The sequence below is a fragment of the Klebsiella sp. 10 genome, from assembly GCF_018223925.1.
Taxonomy (GTDB): domain Bacteria; phylum Pseudomonadota; class Gammaproteobacteria; order Enterobacterales; family Enterobacteriaceae; genus Klebsiella; species Klebsiella pneumoniae.
On sequence record NZ_JAGRRB010000016.1, the window covers coordinates 149,433 to 167,577 of the forward strand.

The following is an 18,145-nucleotide window of genomic DNA, read 5'->3' on the forward strand; positions in this document are numbered from 1 at the left end:
TCAACGCAATACCATCAGCAGCGCCAGCACCACCACCGCGCCGATGCTCATTGAAGCCACATACCAGCGCAGATAACCGTTCTCGCTCACCAGCAGGCCTTTGCCTGCGAAGCGGGAAAGGATCGCCGGGATATTCATCAACGAGTTCAGCGGATCGCGTTTCAGCAGCCAGGCAATACCGAGGAATGGTTTTACGAACACCTTGTCGTATAACCAGTCGAAGCCCCAGGCATGGAACCACCAGGTACCGAAGAAGCGGCCAGGCGCACTGTTGGCGATGGAGGTCACCAGCGTGCGTTTGCCCAGCCACAGCCATGCAGCGATCAGAATCCCGGCAATGGCGATGATCCCGGAGGCAATCTCCAGCGTCATCACGCTACCGTGGGCGAGCTCAGTGGTCTGCGGCAGTACGCCTTCCAGCGGCGGCACAATCAGCGCGCCAACGAAGGTGGATAGTACCAGCAGCACAATCAGCGGCAGATGATGGGTAATCCCCTTCCCTGCGTGCGCGTGAATTTGCTCTTTACCGTGGAATACGATGAAAATCATCCGGAAGGTGTACAGCGAGGTCATAAAGGCGCCGACCAGGCCTGCCACCATCAGATTGATATGGCCATTGGCCATCGCGCCTGCCAGAATCTCATCCTTACTGAAGAAGCCTGCGGTGATAAGCGGCAGTGCGGACAGCGCCGCGCCCCCCACCAGGAAGCAGACGTATACCAGCGGAATCGATTTGCGCAGGCCGCCCATCTTGAAGATGTTCTGTTCGTGATGGCAGGCCAGAATGACCGAACCAGACGACAGGAACAGCAGCGCTTTAAAGAACGCGTGAGTCATCAGGTGGAAAATCGCCGCGTCCCATGCCTGCACGCCCAGCGCGAGGAACATGTAGCCAATCTGGCTCATGGTAGAGTAGGCGAGAACGCGTTTGATATCGGTCTGCACCAGCGCGGCGAAGCCCGCCAACACCAGGGTGACCGCCCCGACGATACCGACCAGATGCAGCACTTCCGGCGTCATCAGGAACAGGCCGTGGGTACGGGCGATCAGATAGACGCCCGCGGTGACCATGGTCGCGGCGTGGATCAGCGCAGAGACCGGCGTCGGACCCGCCATCGCATCGGCAAGCCACGTTTGCAGCGGCAGCTGGGCGGATTTACCGACCGCGCCGCCAAGCAGCATCAGCGTCGCCCACTGCAGCGTGGTGCTGCCGTTAGCGAAGTGCTGCGGCGCCAGCTCCACCATTTCGCGAAAGTTCAGGGTGCCCAGTTCGTTATAAAGAATGAACAGCGCGAAGGCGAGGAACACGTCGCCGACGCGGGTCACCACAAACGCTTTCATCGCTGCGGCGCCGTTCTTCGGATCGGTGTAGTAGAAACCGATCAGCAGGTAAGAACAGAGGCCCACGCCTTCCCAACCGAGGTACATCAGCAGCAGGTTATCGGCCAGTACCAGAACCACCATGCTGGCGATAAACAGGTTGGTATAGGCGAAGAAGCGGGAATATCCCTCTTCACCGCGCATGTACCAGGAGGCGAACATGTGGATCAGGAAGCCGACGCCGGTAACTACGGAGAGCATGGTCAGCGACAGGCCGTCCAACACCAGGTTGAAGCCGATGTTGAAATCACCGACCGACATCCAGGTCCACAGCGGCACGCTGACCGCCTGTTTGCCGTTAGCGAAAAAGTCGACGCCAACGTACGCGGTGACCAGCGCCGCCAGGCCTACCGAGCCCATGCCAACGGTGGCGGAAAGATTTTCCGACCAGCGCCCGCGGGAGAAGGCCAGCAGCACAAAGCCAATCAATGGCAAAAGAATGGTTAAGGCAAGCATGTTCATCCACGCAACTCACTTACTGAATCGATGTTCAGGTTCTGGCGGCGACGATGGAGCTGCAGCAGCAGCGCCAGGCCGATACTCGCTTCCGCAGCCGCGAGGCTGATGGCGAGGATATACATTATCTGACCATCTGCCTGACCCCAGTAGCTACCCGCCACCACAAAGGCCAGCGCGGCGGCGTTAATCATGATTTCCAGGCTAATCAACATAAACAGCAGATTGCGGCGGATCACCAGCCCCGTCAGACCAAGCACAAACAGGATGGCCGCGAGGATCAGTCCATGTGTTAAGGGGATCATGCGTGTTCCTCCGTTTTTCGTTTGTCGCTGTCGTTCAGACGGTTGCTCAGCACCTCGCCGGCGCGCTCTTCGCGGCCAATGTGGAAGGCAACCACCAGGCCCGCCAGCAGCAGCATGGAGGCCAGCTCCACCGCCAGGACGTACGGCCCAAACAGCGCAATGCCCACTTCTTTGGCGTTAATCGCCGCACCGTCGATACCCTGGTCGTTAATGCCCAGGATGGCGTAAACGATAACCACCAGCAGCACCGCGGAGAGGATGGCCGGGCCAATCCAGATCCCCGGCTGCAGCCACTTGCGCTCCTGTTCGATCTCGGTGCCGCCCAGGTTGAGCATCATCACCACGAAGACGAACAGCACCATAATGGCCCCGGCGTAGACGATGATTTCCAGCGCTCCGGCGAAGTACGCGCCCAGCGAGAAGAACACCCCGGCAATCGCCAGCAGCGAAATAATCAGGTACAGCAGCGCATGCACCGGATTGGTGTGGGTGACGACCCGCAAGGTTGCGAGGATGGCTATCAGGCCACAGATATAAAAAGCGAATTCCATTGCCCCTCTCCTTACGGTAACAGGCTCTTGACGTCGATTGGCTTAGCTTCATTTTCCGCTTCGCCCTTATCTTTACCGTCGATTGCCATACCCGCCATCCGGTAGAAGTTATATTCCGGGTATTTGCCCGGACCGGAAATCAGCAGATCCTCTTTTTCGTACACCAGATCCTGACGCTTGTATTCACCCAGCTCGAAGTCCGGGGTCAACTGGATCGCCGTGGTCGGGCACGCTTCTTCGCACAGGCCGCAGAAGATGCAGCGTGAGAAGTTGATGCGGAAGAACTCCGGATACCAGCGGCCGTCTACCGTCTCTGCTTTCTGCAGCGAGATACAGCCCACCGGGCAGGCTACCGCACACAGGTTACAGGCGACGCAGCGCTCTGCACCGTCCGGATCGCGGGTCAGCACGATGCGACCGCGATAGCGCGGTGGCAGGTAGACCGGCTCTTCCGGATACATCCGGGTTTCACGTTTGGCGAAGGCATGCAGGCCAATCATCCAGATACTACGGACCTGGGTGCCGAACCCCACCAATAATTCTTTTAAGGTCATGTTCAATTCACCCCTTATTGCGCCTGCCAGAGAATGACAGCCGCCGTTACCAACAAGTTGACCAGCGTTAACGGCAGGCATACCTTCCAGCCAAAGGACATTACCTGGTCATAGCGCGGACGCGGTAATGATGCGCGGATCAAAATGAACATCATCATGAAGAACGCGGTTTTCAGCGCGAACCAGATGAAAGGAGGTAACCACGGGCCATTCCAGCCGCCAAAGAACAGCGTGACGATCAGCGCTGAAACGGTGACGATACCGATGTATTCCCCGACGAAGAACAGACCGAATTTCATGCCGGAATATTCAATGTGGTAACCATCGGCCAGTTCCTGCTCCGCTTCCGGCTGGTCGAACGGGTGACGGTGACACACCGCCACGCCGGCGATGGCGAAAGTCACGAAGCCGAAGAACTGCGGGATAACGTTCCACAGATGCGCCTGGTTGTTGACGATATCGGTCATATTGAATGACCCCGCCTGCGCCACCACGCCCATCAGGGAGAGACCGAGAAATACTTCGTAGCTCAGGGTCTGCGCGGAAGCACGCATCGCCCCCAGCAGCGAGTATTTGTTATTGCTCGACCAACCGGCGAACAGCACCGCGTAGACCGCCAGGCCTGCCATCATCAGGAAGAAGAGGATGCCGATGTTCAGGTCGGCCACCACCCACGTCGGGCTAACCGGCACGATAGCGAAGGCCAGCAGCAGCGAGGTAAAGGCGATAACCGGCGCCAGAGTAAAGATCACGCGATCGGAGAAGCGCGGGATCCAGTCCTCTTTAAAGAACATCTTGATCATGTCGGCGACCAGCTGCAGCGAACCGCCCCAGCCGACGCGGTTAGGTCCGTAGCGGTTCTGGAACAAGCCGAGCAGACGACGCTCGCCGAAGCTCATGAACGCGCCGCAGGTGACAACCACCAGCAGAATGACCACGGCCTTCAGGATGCTTAACAGAATGTCGATAAGATCCGGCGTTAACCAGCTCATGCTTTCGCCTCCTGCAGTGAATCAATACGCGATCCGGTCAGCACCGGCGCAATGCCCGGCATGCCCATCGGTAAGCCAACCTGTCCCGCGGTCAGGCCTTCAGATATAACCAGCGGCAGACGCAGGGTCTGGCCTTCCACGCTAAAGGAGAGCATTGCGCCTGGGTTGACGCCAAGCTTCGCGGCATCCGCCGGGTTCAGCTTGATGTACGGCTCAGGCATCCGGCTCTGGAACACCGGCGCGCGCTGAGACAGCTCATCGCTGCCGAACAGATGGTAGTACGGCGCAATTCGCCATTTGCCCTCTTCCGCCTGGAAGCTGGCCGGCACCGCCGTGAAGTACTCCAGTCCGCTGGCGGACGCTTCAAACAGACGAACGCCCGGATCGCCGTGGCGCAGTTTCCCGCCCACTTCATCCTGGAACTTGTTCCATGCCTGCGGGGAGTTCCAGCCCGGCGCCCAGGCGAACGGGATCTGCGAACGCGGGGCGGACGGCTGGTTGTTCCCTTCCATGGAGAAGGCGAACATCGTGTCTTTATCCTGCGGCTGACGCGGCTCGTGCACGCTGATGTTAGCGCGCATCGCCGTGCGGCCGCTGTAGCGGTGCGGTTCACGCGCCAGCTTCTGGCCACGGATGCGGAAGGTCGCATCCGGCGCGGCGTCTTTAATGCCCGCCAGCTGCGGCAGCGCGGCAATCGCCGCATCAATGACGTGGTCCAGCTGAGTCCAGTCAACCTGACGGTTGTTGACGGTGCTGTGCAGCGAATGCAGCCAGCGCCAGCTTTCCAGCATTACGGTTTTCGCGTCGTAGTAAGCCGGATCGTAAACCTGGAAGAAACGTTGGGCGCGGCCTTCGTTGTTCACCACGGTACCGTCGCTTTCCGCAAAGCTTGCCGCGGAGAGCACCAGGTGCGCTTTGTCCATAATCGCGGTGCGCTGATGATCCACCACCATCACCAGCGGCGCTTTCGCCAGCGCAGCGTCAACGCGCGCGGCGGAAGCATGACGGTGAAGGTCGTTTTCCAGCACGATCACCGCGTCTGCGGCGCCGCTTTCCAGTTCGTCCAGCGCCTCTTCAAGCGAGCCGCCGCCGATCATGCCCAGTCCGACGCTGTTAACCGCCCGGGCGACCATGGTCACCCCGACATCGGCGCCGCGGCCTTTCAGAGCTTTCGCCACGTTAGCGGCGGCCTGGATGATCTCCATGCTGCCGGCGTTGGTCCCGGAGATGATCAGCGGTTTTTTCGCCCCGGCCAGCGCCTGAACGATAACGTCGACTTTACCCTGCAGGTCCTGGCTCAGGCCTTCAACCGCCGGCGCGCTGTCGTCCAGCGCATGGGCAATAGCAAAGCCGAGACGCGCCTGATCTTCTACCGGCGCACGGTAGGTCCACGCCGCGATGTCATCCAGGCGGGTGTCATCGACGTTGGTGACGAATAGCGGGTGCTTGGCGCGCTGGCCGATGTTGAGGATCGCGGCGATCTGCCAGTCGGCCACTTTCTGCGCCGCCGCCATTTCGCGTGCTTTCCCTTTCACTGCCTGGCGTACCGCCAGGGCCACGCGCGCGCCGGTCTGGGTAATGTCTTCGCCCAGCACCAGTACCGCATCGTAGGATTCGATATCGCGCAGGCTTGGCGTGTGGATCCCGCCCTCGCGCAGCACTTTCAGCATCATCTGCAGGCGCGCTTGTTCGCCTTTGGCGATACCGGTATAGAAGTTGTCGGCGCCCACCAGCTCGCGCAGCGCGAAGTTGCTTTCAATGCTGGCGCGCGGGGAGCCGATGCCGATCACTTTCTTCGACTGGCGCAGGATATCCGCCGCCCCCTGCATCGCCTGCTCGGCGTTAAGGGTGATCAGATCGTCGCCGCGGCGCTGTACCGGCTGACGCGGACGGTCTTTCAGGTTCACGTAGCCATAGCCGAAACGACCGCGGTCGCAGAGGAAGTAGCGGTTCACTGTACCGTTATAGCGGTTTTCGATACGACGCAACTCGCCATAGCGTTCGCCCGGGCTGATGTTACAGCCGATGGAACACTGCTGGCAGATGCTCGGCGCAAACTGCATGTCCCACTTACGGTTATAGCGCTCGGAGTGGGTTTTGTCGGTGAAGACGCCGGTCGGGCAGACTTCCACCAGGTTGCCGGAGAACTCGCTCTCCAGGGTGCCATCTTCCGGGCGGCCGAAGTAGACGTTGTCGTGCGCGCCATAGACGCCCAGATCGGTGCCGTCGGCATAATCTTTGTAGTAGCGCACGCAGCGGTAGCAGGCGATGCAGCGGTTCATTTCGTGCGAAATAAACGGCCCCAGATCCTGATTGCGGTGGGTACGCTTGGTGAAACGATAGCGGCGGAAGCTATGACCGGTCATCACCGTCATATCCTGCAGGTGGCAGTTGCCGCCCTCTTCGCAGACCGGGCAGTCGTGCGGGTGGTTAGTCATCAACCACTCCACCACGCTTTCGCGGAACTGCTTCGCTTCGCTGTCGTCGATAGAAATAAAGGTGCCGTCGGATGCCGGAGTCATACAGGACATCACCAGGCGACCACGCGTGTCTTCCGCGTTCTGATATTGCTTCACCGCACACTGGCGGCAAGCACCGACGCTCCCTAGCGCCGGGTGCCAGCAAAAGTAGGGAATATCAAGACCAAGAGAGAGACAAGCCTCTAGCAGGTTGTCCGCCCCGTTGACCTCGTATTCTTTGCCGTCTACATGAATCGTAGCCATTTGCGTGCTTCCAAAAATAAAAAACCTTTAGATTACCAGCGCGTCTTAAGCAGGTTCGGCTGAATCCCGTTGATTGCATGGGTATTGCTGAACTGCTGCTTAATGCCAGCCTCGAATTCTTCGCGGAAATATTTAATCGCGCTCTGTAGCGGCTCGACCGCGCCCGGCGCGTGCGCGCAGAAGGTTTTACCCGGGCCCAGGAATCGACACAGTTGCTCAAGGGTTTCGATATCGCCAGGCTGGCCTTCGCCGCGCTCCAGGGCGCGCAGGATCTTCACGCTCCACGGCAGACCATCGCGGCACGGCGTACACCAGCCGCAGGACTCGCGGGCAAAGAACTCTTCAAGGTTGCGCACCAGCGAGACCATGTTGATCTCGTGGTCAACGGCCATCGCCAGCGAGGTGCCCAGACGGCTGCCCGCTTTACCAATGCTTTCGAATTCCATCGGCAGATCGAGGTGCGCTTCGGTGAGGAAGTCGGTCCCTGCTCCACCCGGTTGCCAGGCTTTAAACTTCAGGCCATCGCGCATACCGCCGGCGTAATCTTCGAGGATCTCGCGGGCAGTGGTGCCGAACGGCAGCTCCCAGACGCCCGGATTCTTCACCCGGCCGGAGAAGCCCATCAGCTTGGTGCCAGCATCTTTGCTGGTGGAAATGTTCTGGTACCACTCGACGCCGTTGGCGAGGATCGCTGGCACGTTGCACAGGGTTTCTACGTTGTTGACGCAGGTCGGCTTGCCCCAGACGCCGGAGCTCGCCGGGAACGGCGGCTTGGATCGCGGGTTGGCGCGGCGGCCTTCCAGAGAGTTGATCAGCGCCGTCTCTTCGCCGCAGATATAGCGCCCTGCCCCGGTGTGCACGAACAGCTCGAAGTCAAACCCGGTGCCGAGGATGTTTTTCCCCAACAGACCCGCTTCGGTGGCTTCAGCAATCGCGCGACGCAGATGCTGGGCCGCTTCAATATATTCCCCGCGCAGGAAGATGTAGCCGCGGTACGCTTTCAGCGCAAACGCGGAGATCAGCATGCCTTCCACCAGCAGGTGCGGCAGCTGCTCCATCAGCAGGCGGTCTTTATAGGTGCCCGGCTCCATTTCATCGGCGTTACACAGCAGGTAACGGATGTTCATGGATTCGTCTTTCGGCATCAGGCTCCACTTCAGACCAGTAGAGAAGCCCGCGCCGCCGCGCCCTTTCAGGCCAGCGTCTTTTACCGCCGTGACAATCTCATCCGGGGCCATCCCGGTCAGGGCTTTACGCGCCCCTTCATAGCCATTTTTACTGCGATACTCGTCCAGCCACACCGGCTGCTTGTCGTCGCGCAGGCGCCAGGTGAGCGGATGCGTTTCCGCAGTACGAATTACGGTTTTCATTTGTACTGCTCCAGCAGGTCAGGAATTGCCTCCGGCGTCAGATGGCTGTGAGTATCCTCATCAATCATCATGGTCGGTCCCTTGTCGCAGTTACCCAGGCAGCAGGTCGGCAGCAGGGTAAAGCGGCCATCAAAGGTGGTCTGCCCCGGCTTGATATTCAGTTTCTTCTCAATGGCGGCCTGAATACCCTGATAGCCGGTGATGTGGCATACCACGCTGTCGCAGTAGCGGATCACGTGACGGCCAACCGGCTGGCGGAAAATCTGGCTGTAGAACGTCGCCACGCCTTCCACGTCGCTGGCCGGGATCCCCAGCACATCGGCGATGGCGTAGATCGCGCCATCCGGCACCCAGCCGCGCTGTTTCTGAACGATTTTCAGCGCTTCGATGGACGCCGCACGCGGGTCTTCGTAGTGGTGCTTCTCGTGCTCAATAGCCTCACGCTCTGCCGCACTCAGCTCAAAAGCCTCGGTTTGTGGTTGTTGATTCTCGTGCATAATTAGCGGTCCACGTCTGACATAACAAAATCGATACTACCCAGATAGACGATCAGGTCGGATACCAGGCTGCCGCGGATCGCCGACGGGATCTGCTGCAAGTGCGCAAAGCTCGGCGTACGCACGCGGGTACGGTAGCTCATGGTGCTGCCGTCGCTGGTCAGGTAGTAACTGTTGATCCCTTTGGTCGCCTCAATCATCTGGAAAGATTCGTTGGCCGGCATCACCGGGCCCCACGATACCTGCAGGAAGTGGGTGATCAGGGTTTCGATATGCTGCAGCGTGCGCTCTTTCGGCGGCGGCGTGGTCAGCGGGTGATCCGCTTTGAACGGGCCTTCCGGCATGTTATCGAGGCACTGCTGAAGAATGCGCAGGCTCTGGCGCAGCTCTTCTACTTTCAGCATCACGCGAGTGTAGCAGTCAGAGACGCCACCCCCGGTCGGGACTTCGAAGTCGAAGTTTTCATAGCCAGAGTAAGGACGCCATTTACGCACGTCGAAGTCGATACCGGTGGCGCGCAGGCCTGCGCCGGTGGTGCCCCACTCCAGCGCCTCTTTGGCGGTATAGGCTGCCACGCCGACGGAACGGCCTTTCAGAATGGTGTTGCGCAGGGCGGCCTTCTCATAGGAGTCCAGACGCTTCGGCATCCACTCGAGGAACTCACGCAGCAGGCGATCCCAGCCACGCGGCAGATCGTGCGCGACGCCGCCGATGCGGAACCACGCCGGGTGCATACGGAACCCGGTAATCGCTTCCACCAGATCGTAAATTTTCTGCCGATCGGTAAAGGCGAAGAAGACCGGCGTCATCGCGCCGACGTCCTGAATAAAGGTCGAGATATACAGCAGGTGGCTGTTGATGCGGAACAGCTCGGAGAGCATCACGCGGATCACGTTCACGCGATCCGGTACGGTGATCCCAGCCAGTTTTTCCACCGCCAGCACGTACGGCATCTCGTTGACGCAGCCGCCGAGATATTCAATACGGTCGGTATACGGGATGTAGCTGTGCCAGGACTGACGCTCGCCCATCTTCTCGGCGCCGCGGTGGTGATAACCGATATCCGGTACGCAGTCGACGATCTCTTCGCCGTCCAGCTGCAGAATAATGCGAAACGCACCATGCGCCGATGGGTGGTTCGGACCGAGGTTGAGGAACATGAAGTCCTCGTTGTCGGTGCCGCGCTTCATGCCCCACTCTTCCGGTTTAAAGGTCAGCGCCTCCATCTCCAGATCCTGTTTGGCTTTGGTCAGCTCAAACGGGTCGAACTCGGTGGCACGCGCCGGATAATCTTTACGCAGCGGGTGACCTTCCCAGGTCGGCGGCATCATGATGCGACGCAGGTTCGGGTGACCATCGAAGGTAATGCCAAACATTTCCCAGGTTTCACGCTCATACCAGTTGGCGTTGGGGAACAGTTTGGTGAAGGTCGGCAGATGCAGATCGTTTTCCGACAGCGCCACCTTGAGCATGATGTCGCGGTTGCGATCGATGGAGATCAGGTGATAGAAAACGGAAAAATCCGCGGCGGGCAGGCCATCGCGGTGCGTGCGCAGACGTTCGTCCATGCCGTGCAGGTCAAACAGCATCACGTAAGGCTTCGGCAATTTCTTCAGGAAATCACCCACCTCCAGCAGCTGTTCACGCTTCACCCATACCACCGGTACGCCGGTACGGGTTGGCTGAACGGTAAAGGCATCCGGCCCAAAGCGGTTGCGCAGTTCGCCAATCACCGGGTCATCAAGGTGATCGCGGGTTTGCCAGGCTGGTGCGGCGTCATGCGCGGTTAAATCGGTCATATTGTTCACCATTGCAAAAGGTCCGTGGTGACTGCCGGCGAGACTTCGCGCTGTTGTAGATTGATTTGCGAAGTGGTTCTCCCGCCCGCAGGCGCAAATTAAATCTCGTCCGGCGTCCGCAGATTGGTCACTGCAATACGTTCGCCGCGTTTACGCTCGCGTTCCGACTGCATATTGGCGCGATAAACGCCCTGATCGCCAACCACCCATGAGAGCGGACGACGTTCTTTACCAATGGACTCCTGCAGCAGCATCAGCGCCTGCATATAGGCCTCCGGACGCGGCGGGCAGCCCGGGATGTACACATCGACCGGAATGAATTTATCCACGCCCTGGACGACGGAATAGATGTCGTACATCCCGCCTGAGTTGGCGCAGGCGCCCATGGAGATCACCCACTTCGGCTCCAGCATCTGATCGTAGAGACGCTGAATAACCGGCGCCATTTTGGTAAAGCAGGTTCCCGCGACCACCATCAGGTCCGCCTGACGCGGAGAGGCGCGCAGAACTTCTGCCCCAAAACGCGCAACGTCATGCACCGCAGTGAATGACGTCACCATTTCCACATAACAGCAAGAAAGGCCGAAGTTGTACGGCCAAATTGAGTTCTTACGGCCCCAGTTCACCATGTCATGCAGCGCGTGTTCGAGTTTCCCCATATACACGCTTTTATTGACTTCCTGCTCCAGAGGATCGGTAACGATCTCCTGTTTCTGCAGGGGGTAACGGTCGTTCTCACCGTTAGGATCTATGCGGGTGAGCGTATAATCCATCTTATTGCCTCGCTTTTACTGCATATGACGGTTAGTGGGACTGTCTGTTTCCGGGTTAACCAGCGTGCGACGGGAACGCGCAGGCGTCCAGTCCAGTGCGCCGATGCGAACGAGATAAACCAGACCAGCCAGTAGCACTAAAATGAAAATTGCGGCTTCCACAAAGCCGACCCAGCCGCTCTCGCGGATAGAGGTCGACCATGCGTAGAGATACAGGGCTTCCACGTCGAAGATAACGAAGAACATGGCAACCAGATAAAACTTCGCAGAAAGACGTAAGCGGGCCGAACCGACGGAGTCGATCCCCGATTCAAACGGCGTGTTTTTACTACGCGCGCGCGCGCGACCGCCAAGGTACCAGCCGCCGACGAGCATGAGGCAGCACAGGCCGATAGCGATGATGAGAAATATAGCGAATGCCCAATGATGAGCGATGACTTCAGTGGATGTTGACATACGCATTGCTTAACCAAAAAAGTGTAGCGCCAAAACCCTCTGCTCTTACTGGCAGATGAACGCCACAGCGTTTCACGGGAGGAATAAAAAATAACCGTGCAAAAAAGCGTCCCTGGTCGATGTGAGAAGCCCAGATGCCGTGGCTTTTTACCCCTTTCTTTAACCTTTTGTCAACTTTAACAAAAGTTTTCATAACATTAATTTACATTGGAATCTTTTCATTAACATTAAATGCCCTTTTCTGCGAAATAACCTTGCATACTGTTCGGTTTTAGTGTTGTTGAATCGTGTCCGTTTCCGTCGTAAATCAAAAATCCCTTCTATTTTGACAGGATTTAGCCTCGATTCCTCCCCCCAAAGAGGGGTATTTTCTTGATCTGCGACACGGTTTTGTTAATTACCCCAGGAAATCGGCAACAATCCATCCGGTTTTTTAACATTAGCAGGAAGTGTTGAAAGTGCAGGGAAAAGTCGACAAGCTGAGCGCCTTGTCACGCCAATACGCTGATTTTTCTGCAAAGAAATACAAAAAAGATTCAAAACATCAATAAGAGTGCAAAAAAAAGAGCCGCCAGGCGGGAAACCAACTCCTGAGGCTCTTTTTGGGCACTTACATTCTGTTACCAGTTTTTGTGATCTTTGTTAGCAAGAATACCCTTACAAAACCAAGGTATTCCCTCCCTCTTCCGGAGTAAGTGCTGTGCCCGTTTCCCAGGGATGGATCTCCTGGCTCAGAGACTGAAAAATCGCCTGCGGCAGTTCGCTCACCGTCCGCGGATTGCAGCTGACGACGTACCGGGTGTCCGGCAACGCCGGTAACCCCTCACTGATGCCAGCCACGCGTAGATCCGGGCTCATCATTTCGACCGGGCGCGCCGTCACGCCCAGCCCGGCCTTCACCGCCGCTTTCACGCCCGATAGCGAGGAAGCTCCGTGGGCCAGATGCCAACTGACGCGAGCAGTTTCCAGCGCGGCGATAATATCCTGGCGGAATGGGCTTGGCTCTTCGAGCAGGATCAGGGGGATAGATTCCCCCTTCGCCAGCACATATTCCGCTGCGCAATACCAGAGAGTAGGTGATGTTCTCAGGGTAAAAGAGGTAAAGCCGGGAGGCTGATGGGTGGTCAACGCCAGATCGACCAGCCCCTCGGCCAACATATCCATGATGGCGGCATGGGGGTGAACTTTGATCTCCAACGTCATTCTGGGATAGAAACAGCCGATGCGGTTTAACAAAAACGGCAGGATGGTGTCAGCCGTTTCTTCTGACGCACCGATGCTCAGAGCCCCCTGCAGGCTGCCATACATCAGCGACATACAGGCTTCATCGTTAAAACGGAGAATTTTGCGGGCATAGCCCAGCAGCTGGATCCCCTGCTCGGTCAGCAGCTTATTGCGGCCGTGGCGGGCGAAAAGCTCTTTGCCCACCAGCTGTTCCAGGCGTTGCATTTGCTGACTGACCGCGGACTGAGTACGACACACTGCGGCGGCGGCGGCGGCAAAAGTGTTCAAATCAGCGACCGCGACAAAGGTACGCAGCAGATCGAGATCGAGGTTGAGTATGGGACGTGTTGTATTAATCATCTTTCTTCACTTACAGGTGGCTAACGCTGACCTGCCTTGTTGATGCTTTACGCCAGGTTTCCGGCTATTCCCTGAGCCTCGTGCTCACCGTCTAACGGCGGATAAACAACTGGACGAACGTTATTACATGCCAAAGTACTCGTCTGGGCAAATGCGCAGAACTGCGGAGTAATATATTGTTCGTATTTCTCATTATTATTTATTACCACGACCAGCCAGGCGCCATACGTCGCCGCGGGAACCCGGTCAGTGATGCTGAGAAAATCGCTCTTCTGGCGTAACTTTCCGGCAGAAAAGGAACAATAAAATCCTGTAATAACAATATATTAAATATCAATGCAACCGCAGTTCTTGGCGGTTAACACGGATATTAACGGTGATATTCTAACCTATCCCCCTCCTTTTTATAAGCCTTAATAAGGATTAACTGAGACAATTTTAAATTTTTTTCAACATTTTATATTAATTAACAAACCTCAGATTATTACCCGCTAAAAATAATAATAATGTGGTCGCACGCTGTTTTTTATTAAAATTATTTAACATCAAAATTACAAGCCAATCGCGCTTGTATGCAGGATAGCGTTTTTTAGCGACTCCCCCTTCTCCCTCCCCATATTACCGGGCAAACAAACGAGATAAATGATGGCAAAATCGCTACTAAATCTATATTTACGACCAAAAAATCGACATAAAAAGGCATAAGCCACAGACCAAATCCGCAATCGGTAGATAAATCAATTGCGCTTAAAATCCGGCGTTAGCAAAATCTTCTCCTGCAAAGCCTTCAAAACAGCGGGGAGGGGGAGTACATTGTTCCGTGCTGACTTCCACGGCAGGGAGTGGCGATAACAGCTAAAAGGTCAAGATTCATGTCCCCCATCGAAAAATCCAGCAAGTTAGAGAACGTCTGTTATGACATCCGCGGCCCGGTTCTGAAAGAAGCCAAACGTCTTGAAGAAGAAGGCAATAAGGTTCTGAAACTGAACATCGGCAACCCGGCGCCATTCGGCTTCGAGGCCCCTGACGAGATCCTCGTCGACGTCATCCGCAATTTGCCTACCGCCCAGGGTTACTGCGATTCGAAAGGATTGTACTCGGCGCGTAAAGCTATCATGCAGCATTACCAGGCCCGGGGTATGCGCGATGTCACGGTGGAAGACATCTATATCGGCAACGGCGTGTCCGAACTGATTGTGCAGGCGATGCAGGCGCTGTTAAACAGCGGCGATGAGATGCTGGTTCCCGCCCCGGACTACCCGCTGTGGACGGCGGCGGTGTCGCTTTCCAGCGGCAAAGCGGTGCACTATCTGTGTGACGAATCCTCTGACTGGTTCCCGGATCTGGACGACATCCGCGCAAAAATCACACCGCGCACCCGCGGGATCGTGATCATTAACCCTAACAACCCCACCGGCGCGGTCTATTCCAAAGAATTGCTGCAGGAGATCGTGGAGATCGCTCGTCAGCATAATCTGATCATTTTCGCCGATGAAATTTACGACAAGATCCTCTACGACGAAGCCCAGCATCACTCTATTGCCGCCCTGGCGCCGGACCTGCTGACGGTGACCTTTAACGGATTGTCGAAAACCTACCGCGTTGCCGGCTTCCGTCAGGGCTGGATGGTGTTGAATGGCCCGAAAAAACACGCGAAGGGCTATATCGAAGGGCTGGAGATGCTGGCTTCAATGCGTCTTTGCGCCAACGTGCCGGCCCAGCATGCTATCCAGACGGCGCTGGGCGGCTATCAGAGCATCAGCGAATTCATCATCCCCGGCGGACGCCTGTATGAACAACGCAACCGCGCCTGGGAGCTTATCAACGATATTCCGGGCGTCTCCTGCGTGAAGCCAAAAGGCGCGCTGTATATGTTCCCGAAAATCGATGCCAAACGCTTCAATATTCATGACGACCAGAAAATGGTGCTCGACTTCCTGCTGCAGGAGAAAGTCCTGCTGGTGCAGGGCACCGCCTTTAACTGGCCGTGGCCGGATCACGTACGCATCGTGACCCTGCCGCGCGAAGACGACCTGGAGATGGCTATCTCCCGCTTTGGCCGCTTCCTCTCCGGCTACCATCAGCTTTAATCGCGCCGCCGCCGGCATTTGCATCCGGCGGCGATCCCTGCGCACAATGGAACCCGATGTTGTCACTGATTAAGGGTCCCTATGAGTCAGAGTCATTTCTTTGCCCACCTCTCCCGCCTGAAACTGATTAACCGCTGGCCGCTGATGCGCAACGTGCGCACCGAAAATGTCTCCGAACACAGCCTGCAGGTGGCGATGGTCGCCCACGCGCTGGCGGCGATTAAAAACCGCAAATTTGGCGGCCAGGTCAACGCCGAGCGTATCGCCCTGCTGGCGATGTACCATGACGCCTCGGAAGTACTAACTGGCGACCTCCCTACTCCGGTGAAATATTTCAATTCGCAGATTGCCCAGGAATATAAGGCGATTGAGAAAATTGCTCAGCAAAAGCTGGTGGAGATGGTCCCTGACGAGCTGCGCGATATTTTCGAGCCGCTGATTGATGAGCATCACTACAGTGAGGAAGAGCAGTCGATCGTTAAACAGGCTGACGCCCTCTGCGCTTACCTGAAGTGCCTCGAAGAGCTGTCTGCAGGCAATAACGAATTTCTGCTGGCCAAAGGTCGGCTGGAAAAGACCCTGGCATCGCGGCGCAGCGCGGAGATGGATTACTTTATGCAAGTGTTCGTCCCAAGCTTCCAGCTGTCGCTGGACGAAATTAGCCAGGATTCGCCGCTGTAAGGTTCTGGCCGGGCGGCGGTTGTGCTCTACCCGGCCAGAATATCTTAAAACGGAAACAGTACCGGGATCAGCAGGACGCAGACCACCATCACCAGTATGGTAAAGGGCACGCCTATTTTGACAAAATCGCTAAATGAGTACTTGCCAGGGCCAAGCACCAGGGTGTTAACCGGCGAGGAGACCGGGGTCATAAACGCCGCCGAAGCCGCCATCGCCACCACCATGGCAAAAGGATAGGGAGAGACGCCCATTGACTTCGCCGCCGCTAAGGCAATAGGCGCCATCAGCACCGCCGTGGCGGTGTTTGAGATAAACAGCCCAATCGCCGCGCACATCATGAACAGGCAGCCGAGCATCAGATAAGGCCCCTCGCCTCCGGCGACATCCATCAGTCCCTTCACCACCAGATCCACCCCGCCGGTTTTTTGCAGCGCCAGGGCAAACGGCATCATCCCAACAATCAAAATAATGCTCGGCCAGTGGATCGCCTTGTAGGCGCTCTCGGCATTGATGCAGCGGAATTTGCCCATCAGCAGACAGGCGATAATCGCGGCAATCGGGTTGGGAATTTCATCGGTGAGCATCAGGGCTACCATCAGCACCAGGCAGAAAATCGCATGCGGAGCCTGGCTGTGGGCCGGCGAAGCGTCATCGACCTCAACCGGCATATTGAGTACCACGAAATCCCGGCCGCGCTTCGCCAGCAGGGCAATTTGCCGCCAGTTGCCGACCACCAGCAGGATATCGCCGAGCTGCAGCGGCTCATCGACCACCGAACCATCCATCGCTTTGCCATCGCGCTTCATGCCGACGATATTGAGACCAAACCGGGTGCGGAAGGCTATCTCACGCACCGTTTTGCCAATCATCTCTGAATCCGGGATCAGCGCCACCTCCGCCATCCCCACATCCAGCGCCTGATCGGCAAAATACTCGCCGCGCAATACCATCGGCTCAAGCATTTGCTCGCCGCAGAACTGGCGTAAATCGACATCGGAGGCGGACATATCGATCAGCAGGACGTCGCGGGCGCGAAATTCCGATACCCCGTTGACGTTGACAATTACCCGGCGGAACCGCCGCCAGCGTTCAACGCCGATCACGTTGGCGCAGTAGCGCTCACGCAGCTTTAAATCATCCAGCCGCTGACCGATCATCGGCGAACCCGGGCGGATGGCCAGCCGGCGAGCGCGGCCGGTGAGGTGATACTCGCGGATCAAATCGCGGAAGGTGCTTCTTTTTCGCCCATCGCGTGCGGAGTCGCCATTATCCGTCTTCAGCATAAAGCGCACCGCCAGCATATAGACGATGCCCAGGATCAGCACCACCAGGCCAATCGGCGTGACGCTGAAAAAGCTGAAGCCGTGCAGTCCCTCGCGCAGCAATTCACTGTTGACCACCAGGTTGGGCGGCGTCGCCACCAGGGTCATCATCCCGCTGATAAGCCCGGCGAAGCTCAGCGGCATCATCAGCCGCGATGGCGAGGTATTCATCCGCGCCGAGACGCTAAGTACCACCGGGATGAAAATGGCGACCACCCCGGTGGAGCTCATAAACGCGCCCAGACCGGCGACGGTGAGCATCAGGTAGATCAGCATTTTGGTTTCGCTGTTCCCCGCCACGCTCACCAGCCATGCCCCCATTTTGGTGGCGACTCCGGTGCGCACCAGGCCATCGCCGATAATAAACAGGGCGGCAATCAGGATCACGTTAGGATCGCTGAATCCGGAAAAAGCTTCATTTAACGTCAGCGTTCCGCTGAGGACAAAGGCGACAATGACCATCAGGGCGATAGCATCCATGCGCACCTTGCCGGTAGCAAACAGCACAACCGCGATGGCCAGGAGGGATAAAACCCAAATCAATTCACCGTTCACAACGTTTCCTTGTCACAAGTGGGAGTCGACATAGTGGCATAAAAAAGCCCCGACGAC

General features: G+C 57.3%; 15 protein-coding genes. 2 read left to right on the top strand and 13 right to left on the bottom strand.

Annotated elements, in window-relative coordinates:
* From nuoL to KHQ26_RS18670, 12 genes are all read right to left on the bottom strand, one after another.
* Nucleotides 1-1,842, bottom strand: coding sequence for an NADH-quinone oxidoreductase subunit L (gene nuoL / locus KHQ26_RS18615; RefSeq protein ID WP_004140895.1), 1,842 nt, complete (start codon nucleotides 1,840-1,842; stop codon nucleotides 1-3).
* On the bottom strand, nucleotides 1,839-2,141 hold the full coding sequence (gene nuoK, locus KHQ26_RS18620) for an NADH-quinone oxidoreductase subunit NuoK (protein WP_002913148.1): 303 nt from the start codon (nucleotides 2,139-2,141) through the stop codon (nucleotides 1,839-1,841). The genes nuoL and nuoK overlap by 4 nt, the downstream gene beginning before the upstream one ends.
* Complete coding sequence (gene nuoJ, locus KHQ26_RS18625; RefSeq protein ID WP_002913150.1) at nucleotides 2,138-2,692, bottom strand: NADH-quinone oxidoreductase subunit J; 555 nt, start codon at nucleotides 2,690-2,692, stop codon at nucleotides 2,138-2,140. Before nuoJ ends, nuoK begins: the two co-directional genes overlap by 4 nt.
* 11 nt (nucleotides 2,693-2,703) lie before the next feature.
* Nucleotides 2,704-3,246, bottom strand: a complete 543-nt coding sequence (gene nuoI, locus KHQ26_RS18630) for an NADH-quinone oxidoreductase subunit NuoI (RefSeq protein ID WP_002913152.1) — start codon at nucleotides 3,244-3,246, stop codon at nucleotides 2,704-2,706.
* A 14-nt stretch (nucleotides 3,247-3,260) separates the two neighbouring features.
* Nucleotides 3,261-4,238, bottom strand: a complete 978-nt coding sequence (gene nuoH / locus KHQ26_RS18635) for an NADH-quinone oxidoreductase subunit NuoH (RefSeq protein WP_002913156.1) — start codon at nucleotides 4,236-4,238, stop codon at nucleotides 3,261-3,263.
* Nucleotides 4,235-6,961: an NADH-quinone oxidoreductase subunit NuoG gene (nuoG, locus tag KHQ26_RS18640; protein WP_029497120.1), complete on the bottom strand. Its 2,727-nt coding sequence runs from the start codon at nucleotides 6,959-6,961 to the stop codon at nucleotides 4,235-4,237. The genes nuoH and nuoG overlap by 4 nt, the downstream gene beginning before the upstream one ends.
* A 32-nt stretch (nucleotides 6,962-6,993) precedes the next feature.
* Nucleotides 6,994-8,331, bottom strand: a complete 1,338-nt coding sequence (gene nuoF, locus KHQ26_RS18645; RefSeq protein ID WP_002913158.1) for an NADH-quinone oxidoreductase subunit NuoF — start codon at nucleotides 8,329-8,331, stop codon at nucleotides 6,994-6,996.
* A complete protein-coding gene (gene nuoE, locus KHQ26_RS18650; protein ID WP_002913160.1) occupies nucleotides 8,328-8,828 on the bottom strand; it encodes an NADH-quinone oxidoreductase subunit NuoE in 501 nt (166 codons plus the stop codon). The genes nuoF and nuoE overlap by 4 nt, the downstream gene beginning before the upstream one ends.
* Nucleotides 8,829-8,830: 2 nt before the next feature.
* Complete coding sequence (nuoC, locus tag KHQ26_RS18655) at nucleotides 8,831-10,639, bottom strand: NADH-quinone oxidoreductase subunit C/D (RefSeq protein ID WP_002913162.1); 1,809 nt, start codon at nucleotides 10,637-10,639, stop codon at nucleotides 8,831-8,833.
* Nucleotides 10,640-10,725: 86 nt separating this feature from the next.
* Nucleotides 10,726-11,400, bottom strand: coding sequence for an NADH-quinone oxidoreductase subunit NuoB (gene nuoB, locus KHQ26_RS18660; RefSeq protein WP_002913178.1), 675 nt, complete (start codon nucleotides 11,398-11,400; stop codon nucleotides 10,726-10,728).
* Between the two features lie 15 nt (nucleotides 11,401-11,415).
* Nucleotides 11,416-11,862, bottom strand: coding sequence for an NADH-quinone oxidoreductase subunit NuoA (gene nuoA / locus KHQ26_RS18665; protein WP_002913181.1), 447 nt, complete (start codon nucleotides 11,860-11,862; stop codon nucleotides 11,416-11,418).
* A 651-nt stretch (nucleotides 11,863-12,513) separates the two neighbouring features.
* Complete coding sequence (locus tag KHQ26_RS18670; protein WP_004174998.1) at nucleotides 12,514-13,440, bottom strand: LysR family transcriptional regulator; 927 nt, start codon at nucleotides 13,438-13,440, stop codon at nucleotides 12,514-12,516.
* Nucleotides 13,441-14,312: 872 nt separating this feature from the next.
* Here KHQ26_RS18670 and alaA point away from each other — a divergent pair.
* On the top strand, nucleotides 14,313-15,530 hold the full coding sequence (gene alaA / locus KHQ26_RS18675; RefSeq protein ID WP_002913185.1) for an alanine transaminase AlaA: 1,218 nt from the start codon (nucleotides 14,313-14,315) through the stop codon (nucleotides 15,528-15,530).
* An 81-nt stretch (nucleotides 15,531-15,611) separates the two neighbouring features.
* Nucleotides 15,612-16,211 carry a 5'-deoxynucleotidase gene (yfbR, locus tag KHQ26_RS18680; RefSeq protein WP_004899584.1) on the top strand — a complete coding sequence of 200 codons (600 nt, stop codon included), beginning with the start codon at nucleotides 15,612-15,614 and terminating at the stop codon, nucleotides 16,209-16,211.
* Nucleotides 16,212-16,255: 44 nt separating this feature from the next.
* Here yfbR and KHQ26_RS18685 read toward each other — a convergent pair whose 3' ends face one another.
* On the bottom strand, nucleotides 16,256-18,088 hold the full coding sequence (locus KHQ26_RS18685; RefSeq protein WP_004149189.1) for an SLC13 family permease: 1,833 nt from the start codon (nucleotides 18,086-18,088) through the stop codon (nucleotides 16,256-16,258).
* Nucleotides 18,089-18,145: the final 57 nt, after the last annotated feature.

What these genes read in the sequence shown, in the direction of transcription:
- nuoL (WP_004140895.1), bottom strand. Translation starts at nt 1,842, where the DNA reads ATGAACATGCTTGCCTTAACCATTCTTTTGCCATTGATTGGCTTTGTG.
- nuoK (WP_002913148.1), bottom strand. Translation starts at nt 2,141, where the DNA reads ATGATCCCCTTAACACATGGACTGATCCTCGCGGCCATCCTGTTTGTG.
- nuoJ (WP_002913150.1), bottom strand. Translation starts at nt 2,692, where the DNA reads ATGGAATTCGCTTTTTATATCTGTGGCCTGATAGCCATCCTCGCAACC.
- nuoI (WP_002913152.1), bottom strand. Translation starts at nt 3,246, where the DNA reads ATGACCTTAAAAGAATTATTGGTGGGGTTCGGCACCCAGGTCCGTAGT.
- nuoH (WP_002913156.1), bottom strand. Translation starts at nt 4,238, where the DNA reads ATGAGCTGGTTAACGCCGGATCTTATCGACATTCTGTTAAGCATCCTG.
- nuoG (WP_029497120.1), bottom strand. Translation starts at nt 6,961, where the DNA reads ATGGCTACGATTCATGTAGACGGCAAAGAATACGAGGTCAACGGGGCG.
- nuoF (WP_002913158.1), bottom strand. Translation starts at nt 8,331, where the DNA reads ATGAAAACCGTAATTCGTACTGCGGAAACGCATCCGCTCACCTGGCGC.
- nuoE (WP_002913160.1), bottom strand. Translation starts at nt 8,828, where the DNA reads ATGCACGAGAATCAACAACCACAAACCGAGGCTTTTGAGCTGAGTGCG.
- nuoC (WP_002913162.1), bottom strand. Translation starts at nt 10,639, where the DNA reads ATGGTGAACAATATGACCGATTTAACCGCGCATGACGCCGCACCAGCC.
- nuoB (WP_002913178.1), bottom strand. Translation starts at nt 11,400, where the DNA reads ATGGATTATACGCTCACCCGCATAGATCCTAACGGTGAGAACGACCGT.
- nuoA (WP_002913181.1), bottom strand. Translation starts at nt 11,862, where the DNA reads ATGCGTATGTCAACATCCACTGAAGTCATCGCTCATCATTGGGCATTC.
- KHQ26_RS18670 (WP_004174998.1), bottom strand. Translation starts at nt 13,440, where the DNA reads ATGATTAATACAACACGTCCCATACTCAACCTCGATCTCGATCTGCTG.
- alaA (WP_002913185.1), top strand. Translation starts at nt 14,313, where the DNA reads ATGTCCCCCATCGAAAAATCCAGCAAGTTAGAGAACGTCTGTTATGAC.
- yfbR (WP_004899584.1), top strand. Translation starts at nt 15,612, where the DNA reads ATGAGTCAGAGTCATTTCTTTGCCCACCTCTCCCGCCTGAAACTGATT.